The 18,685-nt window shown below is 48.7% G+C and carries 16 protein-coding genes; 12 read left to right on the forward strand and 4 right to left on the reverse strand.

All coding sequences use genetic code 11. The annotated features are described in order from the left end of the window. Positions 1 to 2: 2 nt before the first annotated feature. Positions 3 to 2,045 (forward strand): type II secretion system secretin GspD, encoded by a 2,043-nt coding sequence (gene gspD / locus EJO50_RS00135; RefSeq protein ID WP_125971006.1) that lies wholly within the window; start codon positions 3 to 5, stop codon positions 2,043 to 2,045. Then, complete coding sequence (gene gspE / locus EJO50_RS00140; RefSeq protein ID WP_125971007.1) at positions 2,042 to 3,499, forward strand: type II secretion system ATPase GspE; 1,458 nt, start codon at positions 2,042 to 2,044, stop codon at positions 3,497 to 3,499. The genes gspD and gspE overlap by 4 nt, the downstream gene beginning before the upstream one ends. 85 nt (positions 3,500 to 3,584) lie before the next feature. Here gspE and EJO50_RS00145 read toward each other — a convergent pair whose 3' ends face one another. Continuing rightward, a complete protein-coding gene (locus EJO50_RS00145) occupies positions 3,585 to 3,803 on the reverse strand; it encodes a hypothetical protein (RefSeq protein WP_125971008.1) in 219 nt (72 codons plus the stop codon). A 101-nt stretch (positions 3,804 to 3,904) separates the two neighbouring features. On the opposite strand from EJO50_RS00145, the gene EJO50_RS00150 reads away from it, so the two are divergent. Genes EJO50_RS00150 through EJO50_RS00160 form a run of 3 tightly spaced genes read left to right on the forward strand, consistent with a single transcriptional unit; the run spans position 3,905 to position 5,691 of the window. After that, positions 3,905 to 4,222 carry a PilZ domain-containing protein gene (locus EJO50_RS00150; protein WP_125971009.1) on the forward strand — a complete coding sequence of 106 codons (318 nt, stop codon included), beginning with the start codon at positions 3,905 to 3,907 and terminating at the stop codon, positions 4,220 to 4,222. Positions 4,223 to 4,224: 2 nt separating this feature from the next. Next, positions 4,225 to 4,767, forward strand: a complete 543-nt coding sequence (locus EJO50_RS00155) for an SRPBCC family protein (RefSeq protein WP_125971010.1) — start codon at positions 4,225 to 4,227, stop codon at positions 4,765 to 4,767. A 12-nt stretch (positions 4,768 to 4,779) separates the two neighbouring features. Next, a complete protein-coding gene (locus EJO50_RS00160) occupies positions 4,780 to 5,691 on the forward strand; it encodes a polysaccharide deacetylase family protein (RefSeq protein WP_125971011.1) in 912 nt (303 codons plus the stop codon). 110 nt (positions 5,692 to 5,801) lie between these two features. Here the strand turns inward: EJO50_RS00160 and ampC are convergent, their stop codons facing one another. Continuing rightward, complete coding sequence (ampC, locus tag EJO50_RS00165; RefSeq protein ID WP_125971012.1) at positions 5,802 to 6,971, reverse strand: class C beta-lactamase; 1,170 nt, start codon at positions 6,969 to 6,971, stop codon at positions 5,802 to 5,804. 350 nt (positions 6,972 to 7,321) lie between these two features. Between ampC and EJO50_RS00170 the strand changes: the two genes are divergently transcribed. From EJO50_RS00170 to EJO50_RS00180, 3 genes are all read left to right on the forward strand, one after another. Next, positions 7,322 to 8,569 carry a cache domain-containing protein gene (locus tag EJO50_RS00170; protein ID WP_125971013.1) on the forward strand — a complete coding sequence of 416 codons (1,248 nt, stop codon included), beginning with the start codon at positions 7,322 to 7,324 and terminating at the stop codon, positions 8,567 to 8,569. Between the two features lie 129 nt (positions 8,570 to 8,698). Then, positions 8,699 to 9,682, forward strand: a complete 984-nt coding sequence (locus EJO50_RS00175) for an IS110 family RNA-guided transposase (RefSeq protein ID WP_125971014.1) — start codon at positions 8,699 to 8,701, stop codon at positions 9,680 to 9,682. A gap of 24 nt (positions 9,683 to 9,706) precedes the next feature. After that, positions 9,707 to 10,165: a methyl-accepting chemotaxis protein gene (locus EJO50_RS00180; RefSeq protein ID WP_308418407.1), complete on the forward strand. Its 459-nt coding sequence runs from the start codon at positions 9,707 to 9,709 to the stop codon at positions 10,163 to 10,165. 59 nt (positions 10,166 to 10,224) lie between these two features. On the opposite strand, the gene mnmH is transcribed toward EJO50_RS00180, so the two are convergent. Continuing rightward, positions 10,225 to 11,268, reverse strand: a complete 1,044-nt coding sequence (gene mnmH, locus EJO50_RS00185; protein WP_125971016.1) for a tRNA 2-selenouridine(34) synthase MnmH — start codon at positions 11,266 to 11,268, stop codon at positions 10,225 to 10,227. Between the two features lie 154 nt (positions 11,269 to 11,422). Here mnmH and selD point away from each other — a divergent pair, with 154 nt between their 5' ends. From selD to EJO50_RS00205, 4 genes are all read left to right on the forward strand, one after another. Continuing rightward, positions 11,423 to 12,460, forward strand: a complete 1,038-nt coding sequence (gene selD / locus EJO50_RS00190) for a selenide, water dikinase SelD (protein ID WP_233702125.1) — start codon at positions 11,423 to 11,425, stop codon at positions 12,458 to 12,460. A gap of 632 nt (positions 12,461 to 13,092) precedes the next feature. Continuing rightward, positions 13,093 to 15,735, forward strand: coding sequence for a family 20 glycosylhydrolase (locus EJO50_RS00195; RefSeq protein ID WP_164521384.1), 2,643 nt, complete (start codon positions 13,093 to 13,095; stop codon positions 15,733 to 15,735). A 202-nt stretch (positions 15,736 to 15,937) separates the two neighbouring features. Next, positions 15,938 to 17,254: an NAD(P)/FAD-dependent oxidoreductase gene (locus EJO50_RS00200; RefSeq protein ID WP_233702126.1), complete on the forward strand. Its 1,317-nt coding sequence runs from the start codon at positions 15,938 to 15,940 to the stop codon at positions 17,252 to 17,254. 201 nt (positions 17,255 to 17,455) lie between these two features. Then, positions 17,456 to 18,241 carry a ferritin-like domain-containing protein gene (locus EJO50_RS00205; RefSeq protein WP_125971020.1) on the forward strand — a complete coding sequence of 262 codons (786 nt, stop codon included), beginning with the start codon at positions 17,456 to 17,458 and terminating at the stop codon, positions 18,239 to 18,241. Here EJO50_RS00205 and EJO50_RS00210 read toward each other — a convergent pair. After that, positions 18,238 to 18,678 carry a hypothetical protein gene (locus tag EJO50_RS00210; RefSeq protein ID WP_125971021.1) on the reverse strand — a complete coding sequence of 147 codons (441 nt, stop codon included), beginning with the start codon at positions 18,676 to 18,678 and terminating at the stop codon, positions 18,238 to 18,240. The two genes, EJO50_RS00205 and EJO50_RS00210, sit on opposite strands and share 4 nt — an antisense overlap. Between the last annotated feature and the right edge of the window lie 7 nt (positions 18,679 to 18,685).

Consider the following 18,685-nt stretch of genomic DNA (forward strand, 5'->3'; position numbering starts at 1 on the left):
CCATGATTCTGCGCCCCTTTTTACTTGCCTGCCTTTTTGCTTCCCAGTTATCAACTGCTGCTGATGATAAGGTCACACTTAATTTTGTTAATGCTGATATCGAGTCAACCATTAAAGCCATTGGCTTGATTTCAGGTAAAAACTTTGTCATTGATCCAAGGGTAAAAGGCACACTCAATATCGTGTCAAGCCAGACGGTGAGCAAAGAAATGGTTTTTCCAATTTTATTAGCAGCCCTGCGCCAGCAAGGGTTTACGGCAGTTGAATCCAGTGGTGTGGTGAAAGTCTTGCCCGAAGCCGATGCCAAGCAGCATTACAGCAATACCGGCAACCGCAGCATGAAGCTGGCGGGGGATCGGATGGTGACGCAGGTTTACCCGCTGAAATACGAATCTGCCGTGCAAATGGTGCCTATCCTGCGCCCTTTGATTAGTCCGAACAATACGATTTCGGCATATCCCAATGGCAATACGCTGGTGATTACTGATTACGCCGACAATATCCGCCGCTTGAATGAAATTATCGAGCGGATCGATCAGCCCAGCAGCTCGGATGTATTCTCGGTGTCACTGAAATACGCCTCAGCTATTGATGTGGCACAAAACCTTGGCCGCCTGATGCCGGAGATTATGGTGCAAGGGGTGAATCAGGGCACACCTCAGGCCGAGGGCGTAAAGCGTAGTGTGGTTGTGCCGGATTTGCGTAGTAATAGCCTGCTGGTGCGTAGTGAAAACATCATGCATGCACAGCAAATTAAAAAACTGGCAGCAACGATGGATAGCCAGGGTACTGCGGGCGGTAATATTCATGTGGTGTATTTAAAAAATGCCGAAGCCGCCAAGCTGGCTAATACCCTGAAAGGAATTATGACCGGGCAGGACTCCGGCTCATCCGCTGCCGCGCCTGCTAGCAGTATGTCATCTAGTCCCGCAGGGGGCATGCCTGCGAGTGCGCCCGCCGCGCCAACTTCTGCCGCTGCCAATGTGCAGGTGGGCGGCGTTAATGTGATGATCCAGGCTGATAATATGACCAACTCCCTGGTCATTACTGCGCCGGATAATATCTATAACAATCTGCGTTCGGTGATCGATAAACTGGATGTTCGTCGCGCCCAGGTTTATGTAGAGGCGATGATTGCCGAAGTCAATGTGTCTAAAGCGGGTGCATTTGGCGTGCAATGGCTGCTGGCTGGCGGTAATGACAGTGTTGCCGGAGTGGGCGCCTCCTCGCTAAATGGCTTGGGCTCTTTGCTTGCAGGGATTGCCAGCAAAGATCCATCCGTGATTCCCAGTGGTTTAAGTCTCGGCATTTTAAATGGTAATCCGGTGAATGGCCGCACGCCTACGTTGGGGGTGCTTGCCTCGGCATTGCAAGATAGCGGTGACGGTAATGTGCTTTCCACTCCTAATCTGATGACGCTGGATAATGAAGAAGCCAAAATCATGGTGGGACAGAATATTCCGATCATTACCGGCACCCAGGCCTCATCTGGTGCAAATGCCAATCCTTTTGTTTCGATTGAGCGCAAAGATGTTGGGATCAAGCTGCGTGTTCGCCCTCAGGTATCGGAGGGGGGCAGTATTACGCTGACGGTGTATCAGGAAGTATCCAGCATCGATAAATCGGTATTAACCGATGGAGCAGGCCTGGCGACAAAAACCCGTTCTATTGATTCCAAAGTATTGGTTGATGATGGTCAGATTATTGTTTTAGGGGGCCTGATTGAAGACCGGGTGACCTATAAACGCAGTCAAGTGCCTCTTCTTGGTGATATTCCTTACCTGGGGGCATTATTCCGTTATGAAGATCGTAAATCAGAGAAAGTAAATCTGATGGTGTTTTTGCGTCCCGTCGTATTAAGAGATGCAGATGCAACCCGTATCTTGTCGTCAGATCGTTATCAGTACCTGCGTGCCGAGCAAAATCGTTTCGAGCGCCCAAGTAGTGCGCTGTTGCCGGATATGCCTGCCGTTGTGCTGCCCGATGTGATTGATGTGCGTAAAGCAACTCCTTTGGTTCTTTCAGAACCGGTGGCTAAACAATGAGCCGTTTAGTACCGTACCACTTTGCCAGAGACCGGGGCGTAGTAGATGTTCACCAGGAAGCGGATTCGGTAACCGTGTTGTTTCGTAAAGGCGGTGATTTGTCTGCGCTTAACGAATTACGCCGAGTGGTAGCCAGGCCACTTAATATCTCGGTAGTAGAGGCGGCAGAGTTTGAATCGCAGCTGTCACAATTATTTGGTCAGGGCAGTGGAGCGGCGATGGTAGTGGATGATCTGGAAGAAAATCTGGATCTGTCACGCCTGGCCCAGGAACTGCCTGAAATCGAAGATCTGCTCGAAACCGAAGACGACGCGCCGATTATCCGCCTGATTAATGCTTTGCTCACTGAAGCGCTGCGCGAAAATGCCTCTGATGTTCATATCGAGCCGTTCGAAACGCGCTCGGTGGTGCGTTTTCGTATTGATGGCCGCTTAGCCGATGTGATCGAGCCTAAACGTGCTTTGCATGCTGCGCTGGTATCGCGGATCAAGGTGATGGCAGGCCTTGATATTGCCGAAAAACGCTTGCCGCAGGATGGACGGATTACTCTTCGCATCGCAGGCAGGCCTGTTGATGTGCGGGTTTCAACCCTGCCAACTGGCCATGGTGAGCGGGTGGTATTGCGGCTGTTGGATAAATCGGCGGGGCGTTTGAACCTGGCCAAGCTGGGAATGGCGGCCGATACGCTGGCCACTTTAGAAAAACTGCTCGCTCAGCCGCACGGTATTATTCTGGTGACAGGGCCAACCGGTTCGGGTAAAACCACCACGCTCTATGCTGCGATGAGCGGTATGGATGCCAGTTCCAGCAACATCATGACGGTAGAAGATCCCATTGAATATGATCTGGATGGGGTAGGGCAGACTCAGGTCAGTACACGGATTGATATGACTTTTGCCCGTGCCCTGCGTGCAATTTTGCGTCAGGACCCGGATGTGGTGATGATCGGTGAGATTCGCGATTTAGAAACTGCACAAATTGCGGTGCAGGCCTCTCTGACCGGCCACTTAGTTTTGGCGACCTTACACACCAATGATGCCGCCAGCGCGGTAACGCGTTTGGTGGATATGGGCATTGAGCCATTTTTGCTGGCCTCGTCTTTATTGGGTGTGTTGGCTCAGCGCTTAGCCCGCCGTCTTTGTCCGGCTTGCCGCCAGCTGCACGAGCCGGATGCTTTAACTACAGGGCAATTGGGTAGTGATCAGCCAGTTTTCCGTGCGGTAGGTTGTGCCCAGTGCAAGCAAAGTGGTTATCGTGGCCGTAGCGGCCTGTATGAGTTGCTGGTGATTGATGAAAATATTCGCAGCATGATGCACGAGCGGACCACTGAGCAGGCCATTAAGCTTTATGCCAGCAGTCAGGGTATGCTGAGCCTGCGCCAGTATGGTGTTCGCCGGGTATTGGATGGGGAAACAACGCTGGAAGAAGTCCTGCGTGTGACGCGGGAGGTTTAAATGAAGAAGCGCACCAGAGATTGCGGCGCGCTTCTTTAAGTGATTTTGATACTGGTTAATTGCTTTATTACTGCGCTTATCTATTTTAGGCAAAAGTATCGATTTTATTACGATACTCCCCCAGCACTTCGTTCATGGAGTTGGAACGTTGAATGCTGGCCAGGCCTACATCCGTAGCGGCTTCCGATTTTTTAGAGACTCTGTTGGCAATTTGTTCCAATTGCTGGGAGGTCTGTTGCGAAGTTTGTTTCAGAGCCTGGTTCAGGCTTACAACATAAGATTTAATTGCTGAAATATCCGACATGGTCACTCCTCCTTGGGGCATTCTCGAACTAAGATTGTGAGTACAGCATGAAATGAGTTTAGCCGATATTTTTCCGATCACCATCCAACAGGATTTTCTGCATGAAAGCCGGTATGAGTGATCACAATAAACGGGATGCTTTACGTGTTCCCGTTAAGTGTAAAGTCAAAATCCGCCCGCTTGATTATGGCTCTGCATATTATGGTAACTGCACCGATTTAAGCGTTACGGGTTTAACGGTGGAGACTAGCTATGTGCCAAGGCCGGACGAGCAGTTTGACCTGTTTGTGATGCCGCCCTCTGATGGTACAGGGCCGAGAGTGCCATTGGCGGTGCGGGTAAAGGTAGTGCGTTGCCATCAGATGGAGCGTGGGCAGATGTACGAGCTGGGCTTGCTTATTTTGAAGGTCATCCGGTGAGAGTGGCATATTTAGCCTTGCTGTGCTGCTGCTTTGTATCTGCTGCCGAGCCAAAGGTTGATGCACATAAAGACGCTGAACTGATCAAAATTGATGCCGAACTCAGTGTGCCGGTCAGTAAAGAGCTGGCCTGGCAGGTTATGATTGATTTTGAACATATGCCGCAGTTTTTACCGCAGTTAATCAGCAGCCATATTATTAGCCAGACAGGCAATCATTGGCGTGTCTCCCAGGTGCTGAATGTGCCTTTAAGTTTTTTTGATTATCATTATGAATCGGTACGGGATGTTGATTTAAAACCCCTGAATGAAATTCGCGCCACCTCGGTAGGTGGCAGTGAGGAATACAAAAGTGTCGCGCTGCTAAAGCCGGTGCAGGGCCAGACCGTGATAAGCTACCACGCAGAATGGCAATCAAGCCCGCTGGCGGGCTTTGCCCTTGATACCATACGTAATCAGATTCACCAGCAGTTCACTGCGATGCAGCAGGAAATGCTCAGGAGGCACAATCAGCGTGCTGCCGCCTCTACTTCACAAACTCATTAAAAAAATATCTGAATGAAACTTCTCGCTTTAAAAATTGATGTCGATACTTATCGCGGCACCCGTGAGGGCGTGCCTCGCCTGGTTGAATTGCTGCAACGTCTGGGCGCAGATGCCACCTTCCTGTTCAGCCTGGGGCCAGATCATACCGGGCGGGCGATTAAACGGGTGTTTCGCCCCGGTTTTATGAAAAAAGTATCACGCACCTCGGTAGTAGAGCACTACGGTATCCAAACGCTGCTTTACGGTACGCTTTTGCCCGGCCCGGATATTGGCCGCCGCTGTGCGGATATCTTGCGCAGTGTGGCTGCCGGTGGTTTTGAAGTCGGGATTCATACTTGGGATCACATCAAATGGCAAGACTATGTGGCAGGTGAATCGGCCGCATGGACGCGCGGGCAAATTGATTTAGCCGTAGCACGCTTTACCGAAGTATTTGGCTTACCCGCTAAAACCCACGGCGCAGCAGGCTGGCAAATGAATCCGGAAGCCTATCGCCATCAGCAGCGCATGGCTCTAACTTACGCTTCGGACACGCGTGGCACCCATCCATTCTGGCCAGTGGTAAAGGGCGAGCCAGTACGCTGTGTGCAGCTGCCAACTACTCTGCCAACGTTGGATGAGCTGATCGGCGTAGGTAATTTAACGCCGGATAATGTGCACGAACATTTGCTTAAACTTACTGCGGCCGAGCCGGAATTCGGGCATGTCTATACCTTGCATGCCGAGCTGGAAGGCATGAAATTACTGCCTGTTTTCGAACGCCTGCTACAAGGCTGGCTGGATCAGGGCTATAAGCTGGTCTCTACTTTAGAGTTATTTAATGCGCTTGATACCAGTACGCTGCCGTATCACAGCGTAGAAATGGGCGAGCTGGAAGGGCGTAGCGGTACGCTTGCACTGCAAGGGCCACGATTTCCTGGTTAATCCCTAATCATATTTGAGTATTTTTTCTTTTATGTTGTGCGGGTTTTTATCGGGCGGGATTTAAGGGGGCCTGCATGGCACCCCTTAATTTTTTATGGCATGTAAAACACCTAGTTTTTAAGCCTCTGCTGCTCCAGCTGGCTAAATATCTGATAAGCCGCAGTTACCCGTGGTGTAATGGGGTAGTTTTTATTTGCCAGAATTACAATCCCCATTTTTTGAGCTGGAATAAATGCCACATAGGCAGAAAAGCCACCTGTGCCGCCAGTTTTATTGATCCATACCTTATCTTGCGGAGCGATTGCCGGGCTAATTGGCTGGGCGGTATTGTCCTGAAAGGCCATGGCTTGGCTATTGCCAGCTAATAAAGTAGCTAATTCTGCCGGGTAAGTATATTGCTCCCAGATTAAATCCTGCGTGATTGCGCCAGATTTAAAATAACCTGTGTGAGTATTGATAAGTGCCTGTTGCACTTTGTTGTCTATTTTACCCGTTTTCATATTGGCATTTATAAATTTAATCATATCTGCCGAGCTGGATTTGATCCCATAGGCTTCGGAATCTAAAACACCAGGATTGACCCGGACAGGTTCGTCTTTTTTATTGTAGCCCTGGGCATAATTTTGCATCTGAGCTGTGGGCACTTTGATATAGCTATTGTTCATTTTTAATTTAGAAAATATATAATTTTGAACTGCATCTTCAAAAGAGCTATTCATGCTTTTAGCTGTAATTAAGCCGAGCAGGCCAATGCTGGGGTTGGAGTAAGTGCGATAACTCCCTGCTGCATGCCTGGGCTGCCAGTTTTTAAAATACGTCATCAGCTGTTCATTATTCTTAATTTCTTCAGGTACTTGCAGTGGCAGCCCGCCAGCGGTGTGGGTCGCTAGATTGAGCAGGCTGACTGTATCAAAGGCACTGCCAGCTAAAAATGGCACATGCAGGCTGACACTATCGCTAAAAGAAAGCTGGCCATTGATTTGGGCATACGAGGCCAGCGTGGCGGTAAAGGTTTTACTAATCGAGCCAATTTCAAATAGTGTGTCCTGGCTAACGGTTTGCTGGTTTTCTTTTGATGCCACACCATAATTATAAAAATAATTCTTGCCATCAATACTTACTGCAACAGCTATGCCTGGAATATTGAATTCTTTTTGCATGGGGGTAATAGTTGCATTTACTATATCTTTGATCTGATCTGTTTTTTCTATGGCATGGCTAAATGGGCTGATTATATAGCTTGAAATAATAAACATGCTTAATAGATATTTTTTATGCATAATTTTTTTATTTTAAAAAAATGGAAAGAATTTTTTGTATTTTAAATAGATATCCATATTGCTGCATGGTATTTAATTACATTGTGTGCTTTATTTTATATGGAATGTATTTTATTTGAATCATCCGCAGCTCATTCTATGCAAAGTATTTATGGTGATGTTCATTACAGATAGTATCGCAGGGGCTGATTTGTCTGGCAGTTTTGCAACTGCGTGCACGGAGTCCTTTGACATATCCATTTATTCGCAGTCGTAGATTTACAACAAATTACTGAAAGACTGTCTCATTCAATCCTTACATGGGCATAATCCAGTGAATAAGCAATTAATAATAAACACGGGAGGATGTAATGAACGGGCAAGCTGGTATGACTTTACGCACCAGACTGGTGTGGGTTGCAGGTATTACTTTGCTGGCGTTTATATTGATGGGTAGCCTGATGCTGTTTCATTTCAAAGATGAAATGCTCGATAGCCGGAAAGATAAAGTTCGTAATTTAGCCGAGGCTGCGCAAACGGTAGTGGCGCATTTTGAGCAGCTCAGCCGGGAAGGAAAAATGGATCAGGCCAGCGCGCAAGCTGCTGCGCTACAGGCCTTGAAGGCGATTCGTTATGATAAAAAAGAGTATTTCTGGGTTAATGATCTTAATCCGAAAATGCTGATGCATGCCATCAAGCCAGAGCTTGAAGGTAAGGATCTGTCTCAGCTGAAAGATCCGAATGGTAAGGCGTTGTTTCTGGAAATGGTCCAGGTGGTTAAAAGTGAGGGTGCAGGCTTTGTTAACTACCAGTGGAGTAAGCCGGGGCACTCCGGGCCGGTGGATAAGATTTCCTATGTGCAAGGTTTTTCACCCTGGGGCTGGGTGATTGGCACCGGTATTTACATTGATGACGTTGATGCGAAGTTTCGCTCTGTTTTATGGGTGATTTTGCCGTTGGGTTTACTGATGATGGGGTTGGTGGCACTGACTCTTCTGATGCTTGGGCGCTCATTATTTAAGTTGCTTGGCGGCGAGCCCCAGGCAGCGGTGGCGCTGGCCAGAAGTGTGGCAAGTGGGCGCTTGGATCAGCTTGTTGCCTGTAAGGATGATGATAAAGACAGCCTGATGGCCAGTTTGCGGGATATGCAGCAGACTTTACGCTCCATGATTGCCGAGGTGCTGAGCGGTGCAGGGCAGATGAGTACGGCGGCAAGCAGCCTGAGCCATAGTTCGGCAGAAGTGGCCCGCCGCTCGAATGAGCAGAGCGAATCAGCATCGGCTATGGCGGCTGCGGTAGAAGAAATGTCGGTGTCGATTGATCATGTCACGGCAAACACCAGTGATGCCCGTGGTTTGGCCGAAAGTGCCAGGGAAATGTCGGGGCACGGAGCGCTGGTGATTCACCGTGCGACATCTGAAGTACATAAAATTGCCGAACTGGTGAAAGGCTCGGCGGTCAGAATCGAAGAATTAGGACGGCAGTCAGATAAGATCACTTCGATTGTCAGTACGATTAAGGAAATTGCCGATCAGACTAACCTTGTATCTTGTTCCCTGTGGTGGTTAGCTACTACCACACGAGGCAAAGTGAGTTTGGGCCCAACCTTAAGGCATTGACCTTCTCTTGTAGATCAAACCCTTCGCCTCTCTTCTTTCGCCAAATCAGACACTGAACGGTAGCCAAGGGCTGACCCTGTATGCACAAGGCAAGTGGGCGAATTAGGCTTTTTTACAGGAAGAGTTCTCATGTTTTATCTTGGTATGGATGTGGCTAAAGCTAAACTCGATTGTTATTTGCTAACCCAGCTTGACCCGCTCAAAGGCAAAGCCAAAGTCGTTACCAATACCGCCAAAGGTCTCGCCGATTTACTGGCCTGGCTGACTAAAAATCACATCCCTCATGATCAGTTGCACGTCACCATGGAAGCCACTGGCGTGTATCACGAATTAGCCGCTACGCTGCTACATGATGCTGGCGTGTGCGTCTCGATTGCCAATCCCGCACAGGTCAAACATTTTGGCCAAGGCCTCGCTGTTCGCACCAAAACCGATGGCGTTGATAGCCAAGTGCTGGCACGTTACTGCGCCATGATTAACCCTGCCGCGTGGCTGCCTCCGCCGCCCGAAGCCCGCATTTTGAAAGGGTTTCTTGCCCGCCGCGAAGCGATTCTGCAAGACTTGCTGCGCGAACAAAATCGCCAAGAAAAAGCACAGTCGACTGTTACACCAGAGCTGATTCATCAGTCGATTAACGACAGCATCGCCTTTCTAAACGCGCAACTCAAAAAGCTGCAAAGCCAAATCGACGATCACATCGACCGCCATCCAGGACTGAAAAATGACCTAGATTTACTACAAAGCATCCCTGCAATTGGACCGCAAAGTGGGACACAATTGTTGGCTGTGATGCACATGCATCAGTTCAATACAGCCGAACAACTATCGGCCTATTTGGGCTTGGTGCCGGTCGAGCGACAATCAGGTTCGTCACTATTAGGTCGCGCTAAACTGTCCAAAGCTGGCCCTTCGCAAATACGTGCAGTACTTTATATGGCCGCTATTGTTGCCACAAAATACAACCCCCACGTCAAAGCCTTATTTGAACGTTTGCTTGCCCGAGGCAAGAGCAAAATGTCTGCCTTGGGCGCTTGCATGCGCAAACTGGTACACCTGAGCTTCGGCGTGCTGAAAACACAGAAAAAGTATCAAGCTGAGTATCAAAATGCTTGACCGGCAAGACGGTATCTACTGGCTTTGAATGCTGCAATTGAAGCGGCCAGAGCGGGTGAGCAAGGCCGAGGTTTTTCTGTGGTTGCCGATGAGGTGCGTAAACTGGCTGAGCGCACCAGCCAGTCAACTTTAGAGATTGCAACGATGGTTGGGCAGATCCAATCCGGTACGCGGGAAGCGATTGTGCAAATGGAAAGCGGTGTGCAGCAGGCAAATGCGAGTGTGGTGCTGGCTAATGAAGCAGGTACCGCAATCGAGGATATTCGGCTTGGGGCAGAGCAGGTGCGTAGTGTAGTTGACAGTATCAGTAGTGCGATTCGTGAGCAGAGTATGGCAACGACGGAGATAGCCAAAGCTGTAGAGCAGATTGCCCAGCGGGCAGAAGCAGAAGCGCAGGAAATTCAGCTAAGCGCCCGTTCGGCACAGGATCTGCAAAACTTGTCTGCTCGCTTACATCAGTCGGTGCAAAGGTTCAGGTTGTAGTGACTGAGTATCTTTGATGCATAAAAAAGGGGAGGCTGCTGGCTTCCCCTTTTTTAATTTTACGCAGCTAAGTCCACAATCAATTGTTTGGCGCAGGCGCTTAAATCACCGGATGGGTCAATTACCAGCGGCCTTGCATCGCTTAGCCTGAGGTAATTGCCCTGGCTGCTGCGCTTGTAGGCGGGGTCGTAGTGCAGGCTGATCAGTTCGCTAAATAGCTCGGCTTTCTGGCCTTGATCAATCAGCTCGTTCCAGTGGGCTAAAACCACTTTACCGTGCATTTCAACCAGGCGGGATAGCTTGATTTTAAAGCTGGCCGGATCATCAAACAGGCTGGCGTAATCGTCACATAAAAAGCGGATCCGGTCTGTAAAGCTGGCTTGCAGCAAGATGCAATCAGCGGCGCGAATTGCCAACATCAGGCTGGCGGGCAGGTGGATTTTGCCAACACGTTTGCTTTCGGCCTCTACAAACACCGGCCGGGTGTGGTCAAACAGGGACAGCTGGCGGATTAGCTGGCTGTCAAAGCTTTTTTGTGATGGCTGGCTTGCAGCAGGAAAGCTGCCAAGGACTGAGCCGCGATGTTTGGCCAAGCCTTCCAGATCCAGTGTTTGCGCGCCATTTTGTGCCAGCGCATGCAGTAAGCGGGTCTTGCCGCAGCCGGTGTGCCCGGCCAGAACAATAAAGCGCAAGGCCGCAGGCAGCGCTTCCAATTGCTGCAGTACCTGGCCGCGATAAGCCTTGTAGCCGCCTGCCAGTTGCCGCGCTTTCCAGCCGATCAGATTAAACCAGGTGGTCATCGATCCGGAGCGCTTGCCGCCGCGCCAGCAATAAATCAGCGGTCTCCAGTTTTTGGGCCTGTCTTTAAAGGTGGTGGCAAGATGAATGCCAAGATTCTTGGCCACCAGGCCCGCGCCCAGCTTGGTGGCGGCAAAAGGGTCTTGTTTATACAGGGTGCCAACAATCACGCGCTCTTCATTGCTGAGTACCGGCGCGTTGATTGCCCCGGGAATATGGTCATCTGCATATTCAAGCGGGGTGCGTACATCGATCACCTCTTCAAAAGCGGGAAGATCAGCTAAGGTTACCAATAAATTTTTCACGTCATTTCACATTTAGGCTCGCGATTAATTGAATTGTCCCACGCTGGCGCAATGATCGTGAATAAATTCATTTGAATCGGCTCTAAGATTGCTCGTCAAAGGTGCGCAGGGCTGCTATGGTGGCGCATAAATGAATGATCAGGACATTGCAATAATGAGTACAAAATTAACTTCTTTATCGCATGGCGGCGGTTGCGGCTGCAAAATCGCCCCGGCTGTTTTATCGGAAATGCTATCTAAATTGCCGGCGGCGGCTTTGTTTCCCAAGCTTTTGGTGGGTACGGAAACTTCGGACGATGCCGCCGTGTACTGGCTCAATGACGAGCAGGCCTTGGTCGCCACTACCGACTTTTTTATGCCGATTGTGGATGATGCCTTTGATTTTGGCCGCATTGCCGCTACCAATGCCATCTCTGATATCTACGCCATGGGCGGCACGCCGATTATGGCGCTGGCGATTGTCGGCATGCCGGTCAATCTGCTGCCAATTGAAGATATTCAGCAAATTCTGGCAGGTGGTGCCGCCGTGTGCGCTGAAGCAGGTATTCCTATTGCTGGCGGGCATTCGATTGATGCACCGGAGCCTATTTATGGCTTGGTGGCTATGGGGCTGGTGCATCCTAAGCAGCTTAAAAAGAACAGCGATGCCAAAGCGGGCGATGTGCTGATTCTAGGCAAGCCGCTGGGAATCGGTATTTTGGGCACCGCCATGAAAAAAGGCCTGCTGGATGTGGCGGGCTATCAGCAGCTGATTGATACCACTACCCAATTAAATAAGGTGGGGGCAGATTTAGCTAAGCTGCCTGCCGTACACGCACTGACCGACGTTACCGGCTTTGGCCTGCTGGGGCATCTTTTAGAAGTGTGTCGTGGCGCGCATTTAACGGCCCTGGTGGACGCCAGTAGCCTGCCCATGCTTTCTGCTGCTATTGGTTTTGCCGAGCAGGGTATTGGCCCGGGTGCCATTGAGCGTAATCTGGCCAGCTTTGGTCATGACGTTGATTTCGCGGCAGGGGTGCCAGCATGGCAGCAGCGCATGTTGGCCGATGCACAAACATCAGGTGGCTTGCTGGTGGCCTGCGCGGCCGGGCAGGCTGATGAAGTCTTGGCTATGTTCCGGCAGCAGGGCTTTGCTCAGGCTGCGGTGATCGGCAAGCTGGCAGCGGGCGATGCCAGGGTCAGGGTGCTGTAGGTACAAAGCATCATCTGGATTTGATTGTGCTGGCGGATTACCGCCCGGAGCTGCCTCTGTTTTGAAATATCCTTCCCTATGCCCGCTTTAGCCAAGGTGCTAAAGCGGGCATGTCTATCGTTCCCTGCCGTATTCAATTGAAATAAATATGCTATGCCCTTTGAGAATGTCACTGTGTTTGTGGAATAATTTAACTGGCATGGATGTTTTTGTATTTATATGGTTATTTACAGCGGCAAACAAGCTTGAAAAAATATTTTTTAAATTATATTAAAATATAATGCGTGTTTTATATAGCGATATGAGCTATGGGTTGGAATTTAATAATAAATTTTTATTGATTCACAACAAAATTAGCGTAGTTAATTTTGGTTTTTTAACCGAAATACTCTGCTGGCATGCACTTTTTACGAATATATCAATATTAATTTAATGAACAGGTGATTATCACCATTTTTTGCCATCTTTTAATTTTACCAAAATTGATATTACAATGTTGATTATCAAAGACAAAGAATATTGGGCTAATCAAGTTTAAATAGCCGAATTAATGCAATATGCTTATTTTTTGCATGTTGCAGCTATTGCCAGGTATTGCGCAGGATTTTATTCACTTTATAAATGGGATCGATATGCAAACTCAAGCTAAAGTAATTTCAGTATTAGTCAGCGCCCTATTTTCAGGCTTAGCTTTTGCCAGCCCAAGTGCCGAGTCATTAGCAAAGCAATTAAAAGTGCATATTGATGTTAAAGGGGCTGAAGCAGAGAAAACCTGTAAGCAGCTGGGTGCAGATTGGGCAACTTGCTATCGTTCTACCATTACCTTGAGTAATACCGGCAGTGCTTTAAATGATAAAAATTTCTCGATTATTATTCCTTCGCCAAGAAGAATATTGTCTGTTGCTGGTGATCAATTTAAAATTGAGCATATCACTGGCGATTTAAACCGTTTAACTCCCACAGATAAATTCATGGGTATTGCTGCAGGTAAAAGTATTCAAATTGATTTAATCAGTGAGTACTGGCATGTGAGTGATTACGATACTTTCCCGCGCTGGATGGTGAGTGCCAACGGCCAGACAAAAACTATCAAAAATACAGACACAGAAGATGTGACCCGGTTTGCCACGCCCTTGAGCACCGCCCAGGCCAAGCGCGCCAGCTCTGATGAAAACCTGATTCTTGACACTTTAAAACGTTATGATGTTTACACCGCAAAAATGGATGAAGCTGGAGCTAAGGATCGGATTATTCCTGCGCCAATCGAGCAAAAAATAAACAAACCAGATAGCGTTTCCATCAAAAATGGTTTGTTCTTAAATAACATAGATACGGCAGATCATGCCAGATCAGTATTTGCAAATTCACTAAAGAAATATCAGCTGCTGGCTCAGAAGAAAGAACAGGCATTAGTGGTAAATGTTGCTGTGGCTCAGGATAAAATCCAATTAGCTGCGGCAAAAAAAGCAGGCGGTTACACTTTAATGATTAAAGATGGCGTAGCGCAAGTTTATGGTTTTGATGCTGCGGGTGCAATGAATGGTTTTAATTCCCTGCTTTCTCTGGTAGATATTAAATCCAAAGATAATCTGTCAGAAATGGTAGTGAATGATGCGCCACGCTATGAATACCGTGGCATGATGCTGGATTCTGCACGTAATTTTAAATCCAAACAGCATGTGTTTAATTTAATTGAGCAGATGAGCGAATTGAAATTAAACAAGCTGCATCTACATTTAAGCGATGATGAAGGCTGGCGCCTGCAAATTAATGGCCTGGATGAATTAACCAGCGTAGGTGCCCAGCGCGGCTTTAATTCTAAAAATGAGCAAACTCAATTATTACCCCAGCTGGGCCATGGTACTGAGGCGCAAAAATCAGATGGTTTTTATACCCGTGCTGATTTCATTGAAATCTTGAAATACGCTAAAGACAGAAATATTGAAGTGATTCCAGAAATTGATATGCCTGGGCATTCCAGAGCCGCCGTGGTGTCAATGGAGGCGCGTTACAATCATCTAATGAAAAGTGGTAATAAAAAAGCCGCAGAGCAATATCGCTTATTAGACCCGACGGATACCTCGCAGGTTACTACTGTTCAGTTTTATGATAAGCAAGGCTTTATGAATGTTTGCCTGCCTTCGGCAAAAAACTTTGCTAAAAAAGTAATTGCCGAAGTGAATGCAATGTATGCCGAAGCGGGTCTTCAATTAACAACCTGGCATTACGGTGGTGATGAGGCCAAAAATATTATGCTGGGTGGTGGTTATGCCAGTGCTGCAGATGCAAAGCCGGGCCAGGGGATTATTGATAAAAAGGCACAGAACTTCCCTTACGAGAAATCCCAGGCCTGCCAGGCGCTGGTGAAAAACGGCACGGTGGCTTCATTTGATGGCTTAACTTCCTGGTTCGGTAAAGAAATCAATAAAGAGCTGGTTCCGCATCAGATTAACTCATTCCAAAGCTGGCAAGATGGTTTGACTCATCTGAAGAGCGCCAGCGAAATGACGGTTAAACCAACTGTTAATGTCTGGGATACTTTATTCTGGGGCGGAACCGAGGTTGTTTCGAAGTTTAATCAAAAAGGCTTTGATATCGTTTTATCCAATCCGGATTATTTATATCTGGATATGCCTAATGAAATTGATCCATCAGAACGTGGTTATTATTGGGCAGCCCGTGCTAATCCATTGAAAAAAATCTTCTCTTTTGCCCCGGGTAATCTGGCGCAAAATGCAGAGACCAGCGTGGATCGCGATGGTAAGGCGATGACGATTACTTCGCCAACAACAGCGCCAAATATTAAAGGGATTTCCGGCCATTTATGGTCTGAAACGCAAAGAACGGATGAGCAGGCTGAATATATGATTTATCCGCGCATCTTTGCGCTGGCAGAGCGGGCCTGGAATAAACCAGGCTGGGAAAAATTCCAGGCTAATACGGTGTATTCCAAAGAAAGCAAGCATGTAGATAAGCAAGCCCTGGAAAATGATTACAGCCGGTTTGTGAATGCAATTGGGGCGCGAGGCTTAGAAAAGCTTGATGCTCATCAGATTAAATACCGTTTGCCAAAAGTTGGCTCGAAAGTAGTAGATGGTGTGTTGCACGCTAATACCGAGATCCCAAATGTGCAGATCCAGTATTCAACTGATGGTAAGCAGTGGTCAGTTTACGATGCAAATCATAAGCCTGCAGTAAGTGGCAGCTTGTATGTGCGAACCAGCAATGCTGATCAGAGCCATCCTCGCTTTGGCCAGGTCTCTAAAGTGCAATAAGGTTGCGATCTTGCGTGGCTTGAGGCTTAGCCAAGCAGGCATGTGCCGTTCACTGTTAAGGTGGACGGCATTTTTCTGGCCCGTGAGCAGCCGATCCACAGGATGCAATCTAAGTTGGTTTTCCATAGTTGTTTTGCAGACATTTTTACAAGCATCTTGCTGCATAGTTAAGTTAATCAATCAATCGAGCGGGAGGATGGTTATGACGGCTTTAAAGCGCATCGTCATTGTTGGAGGCGGGGCTGGTGGTTTAGAGCTGGCGGTTAAATTAGGTGAAAAGCTGGGCCGTAAGGGTAAAGCGCATATCACTTTGATCGATGCAGCCCGTACCCATATCTGGAAGCCGCTGTTGCATCAGGTAGCGGCAGGTACTTTGGACAGCCATGCTGACGAGCTGGAATATATCGCGTTAGCCCGCTGGCATCATTTTGATTTTCGTCTTGGCCGTATGACAGGGTTGGATAGGGACACCAAGCAAGTGGTGCTGGCCCCGACGATCGATGAAGAAGATGGCAGTGAGCTCGTGCCTGAGCAGACCATTGCTTACGATGCTTTAGTCATGGCGCTGGGTAGCCAGACCAATGATTTTGGTACACCGGGCGTTGCCGAGCACGCCATTATGCTGGATACGCCGGCTGCGGCAGAGCGCTTTAATAAACGCTTTATCAATAGCTGCTTACGTGCACAGGCAAGGCGTAAACAGGCCGGTGAAGGCCGCTTTACCGTAACGATTATTGGAGGCGGCGCAACCGGGGTGGAGTTATCGGCCGAGCTGCATATGGCCACGCGCATTATGAGCAGCTTTGGTTTTGCCAATATTCACCCCGAGCGCGATTTAAAAATTGTGATTGTGGATGCTGCTCCCAGATTATTGTCGGCATTGCCGGAGCGGCTATCTGATGCAGTGGCGCTTGAGCTGCGCAAAATGGCGGTGGAAATTCATGCCAATGAGCGGGTGGTAGATGTGTCTGCTGCGGGGGTACAAATGGCCTCGGGCAAGTTTATCCCAAGCGATCTGGTGGTGTGGGCTGCAGGAATTAAGGCGGCAGATTTTCTTAAAGAGATTGCCGGGCTGGAGAGTAATCGCCTGAATCAGCTGGTAGTTGGCCGTACATTACAAGCTTCGCGTGACCCTAGTATTTTTGCGCTGGGCGATTGCGCTGCCTGCCCGCTGGGGGACACAGGAGCCACGGTGCCGCCACGTGCTCAATCTGCGCATCAGCAGGCGATGTTGCTGGCCAAAAGTATTCCCCTTTATTTAGCCGGCAAACCCCTGCCAGAATTTAAATATCAGGATTACGGCTCGCTGGTTTCCCTGGGTGAATACAGCACCGTGGGCAGCCTGATGGGGGGGATCGCCCGTGGCAGCTTATTTATCGAGGGCCAGTTTGCCAAAATGATGTACTGGTCACTGTATAAAAAGCACCAGGTGGCGGTGAATGGCTGGTTTAAAACCTGGCTGGCCACATGGGGTGAATATATTGACCGGGTGAGTAAGCCTAGAATTAAACTGCATTAATTGTTAGGCCTGTAGACACAAAGATCAATGAGCATACGAAGAACACAGAGAAAACCTAAAGAAGTCTTGGTTTTTTCTGAGCGCTCAGTGTTCTTCCTAATCTTTGTGTCTACAGGTTTTTTTCTGGGAAAAGATGGATGATCTATTTGCCAAGCTCTGCCCGACTGTCCAGAATACGTCTTTTACTTGCAGTTACCCGCCATGAAATCCATCCGTCACCAAGCCTTGCTCGCGCTGCAAATGGCTAATCATAGCGATAAAGTAGCCCTTGTGCGTGCTATCGAAGATCAGCATCTTCTTGCTTGTGATGAACAAATTATCAGTACCGGGCAAACACCGGGTTTGAATGAGCGCCCGCCTTTGGTGCCACCGATGGATGTGCCACGCCGTAAAATCAGCACGCCGGAAGGGCATGCCGCTCTGATCCATGCTCTGGCGCATATTGAATTTAATGCCATTAATCTGGCGCTTGATATTTTGTGGCGCTTTGCAGGGCTGCCCGAAGATTTTTACCGCGATTGGTTAAAAGTAGCCCGCGAAGAGGCTTATCATTTTGAGTTGCTGCAAGAGCACTTGCAGACGCTGGGCTACGCCTATGGTGATTTTGCGGCACATAACGGTTTATGGGATATGGCAGAAAGAACCCGTGATGATTTGCTGGCAAGGCTGGCGCTGGTGCCTCGCACGCTTGAGGCGCGGGGTCTGGATGTCACACCACAAATTCGTGACCGGCTAGGGCATCGGGGGGACAAGGCAGGTGCCGCCATTTTGGATATTATCCTGAGAGACGAAGTGGGCCATGTAGCCATTGGCAATCGCTGGTATAAGGCTCTGTGTGAGGAGCGGGGTTTGGACACAATTGCGGCCTACCGGCAGCTAGCTCTGCAGTATCAGGCAGCAAAACAGCGTGGGCCATTTAATTTAGAAGCACGCAGAGCAGCAGGGTTTAGCGAGGAAGAGCTAGCGGTTTTACAGTTGCAGGATTAGTGCTTGGGTTTAACCGGCGGATCAGGCTGTGGCGGTGGCCCGGCTTTGGTGCGGCGTATTTTTGCGATGAATTTTTTGATATCGAAAGCCCCCGTTACCACCACGCCGAGCCCACCGGCAATGATTAATACATACCACAGGATCAGTGTGCTGCCCGCGGGCTGCAGAAGCGTGCTGGCATAGAGCATTAATTCGGTTGCAGCAGTAGCGGCCAGCAAGAGTAATAAGCTGGATAAAAATAAAGCCAGCAGGCGTAGCCTGGTAAAATTGGGTGTGAGTATCAGCAAAATATAGCCGCCAATACTAAAGATAGGAAACAGCAGCCAAAGTCCTATACCCGGATTAATTTCGATGATGCCCAGAGGCGCAATCAGTAAGAGGCATCCGGCCAATAAGCCCAGCACAATCAGCAAACTGCCAAAAAATAATAATGCCATTATTTTA

Source organism: Iodobacter ciconiae (assembly GCF_003952345.1).
GTDB lineage: Bacteria > Pseudomonadota > Gammaproteobacteria > Burkholderiales > Chitinibacteraceae > Iodobacter > Iodobacter ciconiae.